Source organism: Streptomyces sp. NPDC048484 (assembly GCF_040651415.1).
In the GTDB taxonomy this organism is placed as follows: Bacteria; Actinomycetota; Actinomycetes; order Streptomycetales; family Streptomycetaceae; genus Streptomyces.
This window is the reverse complement of the sequence record NZ_JBEZJY010000108.1, coordinates 1-6,489: the sequence shown is the minus strand read 5'-3', so window position 1 is coordinate 6,489 and position 6,489 is coordinate 1. Positions and strand designations below refer to the sequence as shown.

Sequence of the window (6,489 nt, the reverse complement as noted above, 5' to 3'; positions counted from 1 at the left end):
GGAACAACTCCCACAACTCGTCCGGCACCAACCGCTCAACAATCCCCACCATGACGGAGATTCTACCGAGTCATCCAAATGAGATGACTTCTTAGCACGAGCACGCCCGGGAGATCCGGAAGCTGCTGGGGGGTCCGCGACTTCGAGGACGGCGATCTGGCCCTGCGGGAGTACATCGCTGAGCGGGTGTGGGTGTCGAACGAGGGGCCGCGTGCACTGTTCGACCGGGCGGTGACGTGGCTGCTGCGTAACCGGGTGTTGATGCCGGGGCTCACGCAGCTGGCCCGGCTGGCCGGTGAGGTCCGTACCGGTGAGCAGGCGCTGATCCACTCGGTGGTGGACGCGCCGGTGGAGCTGGGGTTTCGCCGGGGGCTGTTGGAGCTCCTTGATGTTCCGGAGGGGGCGGCGCGGTCCGTGCTGGAGGGGTGGCGCAAGGGGCCGCGGGAGGTGTCGGGGCGGGGGCAGAAGGCCGCGCTGGAGCGGACGCGGGGCATTCACGGGGTGAAGTCGGGCGAGTTGGATTTGTGGCGGGTGCAGGCGGTGCCGGTGGCCATCCCCGCCTCACGCGCCCCCGCGCCCATCGATGCGCCGTGGAAGCCGTTGCGGGCGACGAACGTGCGCAGGATGGCGCGTACGGCCGCCGCCCGGTCCGCCGGGGCCGCCATCAGGCGGTGCTCGAGGCACGAGGGTCGATCGCTATGCCGGTCTCGCGCTCGGAGACCTGCCACAGCTTGGCGATGGCGCTCTGCATCCCCATTTTGCGCAGGATCGGCTTGCGCACCGGCGCTCCGTTGTTGACGAAAAGCGGACCGTAAAACTCGCCGCCCCTCGCGGCCGGGTCGGTGGCGGCGCGCAGTTGGGGCAGCGCGCCGCCATCGGCGGACATGCCGGTGTACCGGGCCAAGGTGTGGAAGAACCGCTGCGACACGCCGCCGCCCGACTGCTGAACGCTGACCGACTGCAGGTCGGTGTCGGACAGGCCGGGGTGCGCGATCAGGCTGGTCGTGTTCGCGTCGGCCCGCTCCAGCTCGCGTTGTAGGCCCAGGCCGAAGTGGAAGTTCGCAAGCTTGGCCTGGCCGTAGGCGCGCCACGGCCCATAGCGGCCCTCCATGTGCGGGTTAGCGACATCAACGGCACGACCCATGTGGTGCGCGGTGCTGGTAACCGTCACGATCCGGGACCCGGGCGTGCGCAGTAGCGCGGGCAGAAGCAGCGCAGTGAGTGTCCAGTGGCCCAGGTGGTCGACGCCGAACTGCATCTCGAAGCCGTCCACCGTCCTGGTCTCGGAGATGCCCATCACGCCCGCATTGTTGACCAGCAGGTCGAGGCGCTGGTGCGCGCCCAGGATCTGGGTCGCGGCCTCGCGCACCGAAGCCTGCGCGGACAGGTCCAGCACCACCAGCTCCAAGGACGCGTCCGGCACGCTCGCACGGATCCGCTCGACCGCCTCGACGGCCTTCTGCTGGTTGCGCACCGCCATAACGACATGCGCGCCCTTCGCGGCGAGCTCGCGAGCGGTCACCAGTCCGAGCCCGCCGTTGGCACCGGTCACCACGGCCGTCCGACCGTGCTGGTCCGGGATGTCAGCGGTAGTCCACGTCATCTCACATACCTCCAAATGAATGTTCGTTCATATGATCGCTCCAGGGGCGAGACCCATACCTCCCCGCCCTCATCCGTACCATTGCCAGCATCCAGGGACATCCGCCCAGGCAGGGGCTCTTCGAGTGCGTCGGTCGCCTTGCATCGATTTCTGACCGGCATGTCGCGCAGGTCTGCGGGTCAGCATGTCGCGACCCGGGTCAGTGCGCTTCCGCCGCGATGTCCTTGATCTAGATCATCGAGGCGTGAAAGTGTTCCTTCACCATTGAAGCGTCCGGAATGCCGTCCTATAGCCAGGCCCTGGTCGACGCCCTGCCTTGGTGCACTGCAGATCATTCACGGGACGCTCTTTCGCAGCATCACGTTCCGACGTGTTGTGCCGCGACTAGCACAGGCCCGCCAGGCACCGTAGGGAACTGCCGTTCGTCCCGCAGGCCGTGTGCGGTGAGCGTGGCCGTCATCCGGTCTACGTCGTAGGCATTGCCACCGTTGCGTACGGCGTGCCAGCCGGCGACAGCACGACGCAAGGGATCGGAGCCCGCCGGGTTGGTGCCGACGACGATCCAGGCACCCGGCTTCAGCGCCTCGACCAGCCTCGGCACGGCCTGGGTCAGCGCATCTTCCGACAGGAAGGGCGCGGGGAGCCAGACCAGGTCGTAGGCGGCCCGCTCCGTAATGCCCACGACGTCGGCATGCCGCAGGATGACACGGTCGGCGGCCTCGGTACGGGTGTCAGCCAGTTCCTTGCGCGCCAGTTCCAGCACACGCTCCATAACGTCGATGCCCACAACCTCCGTGCGGGGGAACGCCTCCGCCAGGGCCAACGCCAGAGCCGCAATGCCGGTGCCGATGTCCAGGATGCGGCTGCCCTGGCTGTCCAGCCGTTCCGCAAGACCTGGCAGTGCGGGAACGACCTTGCCGGCGATGGCGCGGCCGGTGGCCGCGGACGCGCGGCCCTGGTTGCGCAGCACCTCTTCGTCCTGATCCGCCCAGCCGCCGGTTGCACCTTGTTTTCCCGCGGCTGCCGCCACCGCCTGGCGCAGCGCACTGAGGCGTGCTTGCGCCGCGGCGCGATTCGTTGGCCCGTCGGGGTACTGGCACGACGGGTGCAGGGTCAGCGCGTCCCCGTCCCGCTGTATCAGTCCGACCGCTTCAAGTACTGCGGTGCGGTGCGGATTCGCCGTCAGGACGTCGGCTAACGGCTTCGTGGCGGTCTCGTCCAGGGTGGCGATAAGGGCCGCCAGCGCCCAGGTCGCGCTGTCTAGCGTGGTGGATGGGTCGTTCTCCAGACGAAGGATGGGGGGGTGTGGAGGCAGGGACATGCGTAAACCTTTACTGTCGGAAGTGCTTGGGGGGTGGAACCGGTTGTAAGTCGTTAACGATCACGGGGGAGCGCCCGTATTTCCGTCCGCTGCCGGGCCTCGTTGCGGCATGGCGGCCGTGCCGTCCAGTGTGGCCGAGGACCAGAACATGGGCGCCCTGGTGGACGAACTGAGCGGTGAGGATGCGCAGGATGGTCGTGCTGCCTCCGCCGGTGCCGCTGCAGAGCAGGATGTGCGGCGCGGCGTCTATGTCGACGTCAATGACCCGTCCGTCGTTGCTGATGCCGATCGGTGCTGCCGAGGCGGGCAGCGCCTGAAGCTGCTCGCGGGCCGGGGTCGGTGAGGCGCAGCAGCTTCGGGAGCGCGGAGCAGGCGCGGGAACTGTCGGTGAGTCGGTCGGTCGCAAACTCAGTCGTCCAAGAGGCAAGTTGACCAACATCGCTTCTATTGACCGGAAGTGCTATCAGCTCGGACTTGGGGTCGCGCCGGTTTTCCGGGACGGCGAGTGTGCCGCAGTCGGCGGCGACGGTTCCGGCTTCGGTGTCGTAGTCGCAGGGCCGCATGGCGAGCGACCCGGAGGCGGCCCCCTCGGGTACGGACAGGAGATGTTCTGGCCGCAGCGCCAAGTAACAGAGGGACGCCAGGAGTCCGCCGGTGACCACGAAGGCGAGCACGGGCCGCCAGGACTTGAGAAGTGTCATTTCGGTTCCGTATATATGCGCGCAGACCCTCTTTCCCCCATGGGGAGGTGTGACGGGCATCGTCGCCTGGGGTCGTCTCGGGTGGTTCGGACCGTCGGGGAGACCTGTCAGCCTCGCTCCCACAGCGGCAGCCGGAACATGGCGTAGGTGAACTTGCCGCTGATACGTCCTGCGGTGTCGAAGTGGAACACGTCCACACCGTGCCACTGCATGCGGCCGCCGTAGCGCGCACGGGCGAACAGGCGCAGTGGCAACGGCACGCGACGGCCGGACTCTCCGCTCATGTCGAGCCGGCAGGCCCAGCGGATCGTGGCGCGCCGGTTCGGCTCGTCGACGATCTTGTCGTACACGGCGAAGTGCATGGCGCCATAGCGGCCGGCGAAGTGCGGCTCGAACTCTTTGCGGATCGCCGCGATGCCACGTCGCTCCGGAAGATGTCCGGGCAGGTACACGGCGTCGTCGGCGAAGAAAGACATGACCTTGTCGAGATCAGGGCTCGGCTCGTTGAAGGCGGCAACGAAGTCGTCCATGGTCTGACCGAGGTTGGTCGAGGTGGCGGAGATGGTCGTTCACTCCCGGGAGCGCGATGGGGCTGGCGGATGCCGGAACACTAACAGAACGCCCATTCCTTAACAAGAGATGGGTGTTCTGTTAGATCTGGACTAGGATGAACGGTCATGTCAGCGCCATTCCAGCGGGCTCGACGCCCTGATCAGAAGGACCAGCGCCGCGAGGCCATCCTCACCGCCGCTCGGGAGCTCGCCGAGCGCTCCGGCGTGGCCAGGGTCAGCCTGCAGGACATCGCCACCGCGGTCGGACTCGCCAAGTCCAACGTGCTGCGCTACTTCGGGACGCGTGAGGAGATCTACCTCCATCTGCTGATGAGCGCAGGCTCTGAGTGGGCGAGCGAGGTAAATGCCCGGTTGCAGGAGGTGAGCGGGACGGAGGCAACGGCGGGCGTTCTCGCGGATGCCTTCGTGGACCGGCCGCTCTACTGTGATCTGACCACGCACGCGGAGACGATGCTCGAGCACAACGTGTCCGTGGAGGTACTGAAGGTCTTCAAAAGGTGGGCCATCGACACCTACTGGGCGATCGGCCAGCGCATCTCCGCCGCCTGCCCCGAACTGACCCCCGCCGATGGCGCCGCACTTGTGATGACAGCCAGCGCTTTCGTCGCGAAGCTGTTTCCCCTCACCCGCCCGCCCGAGGCGCTGCGTGAACTGTACGCGCGCGAGCCGGAGATCGCGGGGGCGTTCCCGCCGTTCCACCCGACACTGACGCGCATGGTGGCGGCAACCGCATCCGGCCTGCCCCTGGTGACGCGATAGGGGGCGGCCTGAAATGGGGCCTTGACCCAAGGCCGGGTAGTTAACGTTTTCGCAGGTTACGCAAGGGAGTTGAAGGATTCCCGACGCAGAGCAACGGAGCTCGTTGGTACAGGCAGTCGACCAAGACAGCTTGTCCCGAAGGAGCTCCGTTGCCCCGTCATTGTGTCCTGCCGTCTGCGCTGACGACCATCACCCGTACGGTCACCGTGGCCGCGGGCCGGTTCGCTCCCGGACATCTGGGCGAGTTGACTGCCGTCGTGCCGTTCGAGCTCGTGGACACGGTCCTTGCAGAGACGAGGACGGTGCAGCAGAGGCTGCGTGATCTGCCATCGCGGGTCGGGGTCTACTTCCTGCTGGCGATGTGCCTGTTCCCTGAGGTCGGCTACCGGCTGGTCTGGGACAAGCTGACCGCGGGTCTGTCCGGGATGCCAGTGGTCTGTCCGTCGGCGAAGGCATTGCGTGACCTGCGCCGGCGGATCGGCAGCGCGCCGGTGCGGGCGTTGTTCGAGGTGCTGGCCGGGCTGCTGGCCCGGCCAGCGACGCCAGGGGCGCGGTTCGGCCCCTACCGGATGGTGTCGTTCGACGGCTGCAGTTCGCTGAGAGTCCCCGATTCCGAACGGAACCGGGCCTGGCTGGGCAGGACTTCGCATCATGGCTATCCGACGCTGGAGCTGATGACGCTGATCGAGACCGGCACCCGGCCCTGGTCGGCGCGGTGTTCGGCCCCACCGCCGAGGGCGAGACAAGCTACGCCGGCCGGCTGCTGCAGCTGCTGCGGCCGGACATGCTGGTGCTGTGGAACAAAGGATTCGACAGCAACGCCTTCCTCGCTGGGGTCACTGACACCGGCGCCCAGGTCCTGGGTCGGCTCCGCAGCAACCGGCGCACGCCGGTCCTCACCCTCCTCATCGACGGCTCCTACCTCTCTGCGATCGGCACCGTGAAAGTGCGGATCATCGACGCACAGATCGCTGTGACCTGCGCGGACGGCACGTCCTTCACCGGGTCCTACCGACTGGTCACAACCCTGACCGACGCCCGCCGTTACCCGGCCTCCGTGCTGGTGGGTCTCTATCACCAGCGGTGGGAGCACGAATCGGCGTACTACGCGCTCCGCCACACGATCCTGAACGGGCGCAACCTGCGCTCGGGCGAGCCGGCAGGCATCGAGCAGGAGATGTGGTCCCTGCTCACGCTCTACCAGGCCCTGCGCACCGTGATGGTCGACGCCGCCGAGTCCCTCCCGGGCACCGACCCGGACCGCTGCTGTTTCAGCATCGCGCTCCACACCGCCCGCGACCAGGTGATCCAGGCCACCGGCATCATCCCCGTGGACATCGATCGGGACATGCTCCTGGGGACGCTCGGCCGCCGGATCCTCACTGGCCTGCTCCCGCCCCGTCGGCAGCGGGTCAGCACCCGCAAGGTCAAATCACCGATGTCCCGCTACAGCGAGCGGCGTGACGACGGCCGCCCCAATACCAGCCGCACTGTGACCCGCCTCGACGTCACCGTCCTCGAACCCGCCGATCA

The 6,489-nt window shown here is 67.4% G+C and carries 7 protein-coding genes and 2 pseudogenes; 5 read left to right on the top strand and 4 right to left on the bottom strand.

Features of this window, described 5'->3' with window-relative positions; translation table 11 throughout:
- Window positions 1–141: 141 nt before the first annotated feature.
- Window positions 142–291: pseudogene (locus AB0D14_RS44520) on the top strand (DUF4158 domain-containing protein); the annotation flags it as partial.
- A 203-nt stretch (window positions 292–494) separates the two neighbouring features.
- Here AB0D14_RS44520 and AB0D14_RS44515 read toward each other — a convergent pair.
- The 3 genes from AB0D14_RS44515 to AB0D14_RS44505 form a co-directional block, all read right to left on the bottom strand.
- On the bottom strand, window positions 495–665 hold the full coding sequence (locus tag AB0D14_RS44515; RefSeq protein WP_362791136.1) for a hypothetical protein: 171 nt from the start codon (window positions 663–665) through the stop codon (window positions 495–497).
- Window positions 665–1,603 (bottom strand): oxidoreductase, encoded by a 939-nt coding sequence (locus AB0D14_RS44510; RefSeq protein ID WP_362791133.1) that lies wholly within the window; start codon window positions 1,601–1,603, stop codon window positions 665–667. The genes AB0D14_RS44515 and AB0D14_RS44510 overlap by 1 nt, the downstream gene beginning before the upstream one ends.
- A 358-nt stretch (window positions 1,604–1,961) precedes the next feature.
- A complete protein-coding gene (locus tag AB0D14_RS44505) occupies window positions 1,962–2,924 on the bottom strand; it encodes a class I SAM-dependent methyltransferase (RefSeq protein WP_362791130.1) in 963 nt (320 codons plus the stop codon).
- A gap of 109 nt (window positions 2,925–3,033) precedes the next feature.
- On the opposite strand from AB0D14_RS44505, the gene AB0D14_RS44500 reads away from it, so the two are divergent.
- Window positions 3,034–3,267: a hypothetical protein gene (locus AB0D14_RS44500; protein ID WP_362791127.1), complete on the top strand. Its 234-nt coding sequence runs from the start codon at window positions 3,034–3,036 to the stop codon at window positions 3,265–3,267.
- A 465-nt stretch (window positions 3,268–3,732) separates the two neighbouring features.
- Here the strand turns inward: AB0D14_RS44500 and AB0D14_RS44495 are convergent, their stop codons facing one another.
- The gene (locus AB0D14_RS44495) at window positions 3,733–4,155 is read right to left on the bottom strand and encodes a nuclear transport factor 2 family protein (protein WP_362791124.1); all 423 of its coding nucleotides are present in this window, start codon (window positions 4,153–4,155) and stop codon (window positions 3,733–3,735) included.
- A gap of 147 nt (window positions 4,156–4,302) precedes the next feature.
- Here AB0D14_RS44495 and AB0D14_RS44490 point away from each other — a divergent pair, with 147 nt between their 5' ends.
- From AB0D14_RS44490 to AB0D14_RS44480, 3 genes and pseudogenes are all read left to right on the top strand, one after another.
- Window positions 4,303–4,956, top strand: a complete 654-nt coding sequence (locus AB0D14_RS44490; protein ID WP_362791121.1) for a TetR family transcriptional regulator — start codon at window positions 4,303–4,305, stop codon at window positions 4,954–4,956.
- Window positions 4,957–5,162: 206 nt separating this feature from the next.
- A pseudogene (locus tag AB0D14_RS44485) lies at window positions 5,163–5,405 on the top strand (transposase domain-containing protein); the annotation flags it as partial.
- Window positions 5,406–5,671: 266 nt separating this feature from the next.
- The coding region (locus AB0D14_RS44480; RefSeq protein WP_362791118.1) for a transposase at window positions 5,672–6,489 on the top strand (818 nt) is incomplete at its 3' end.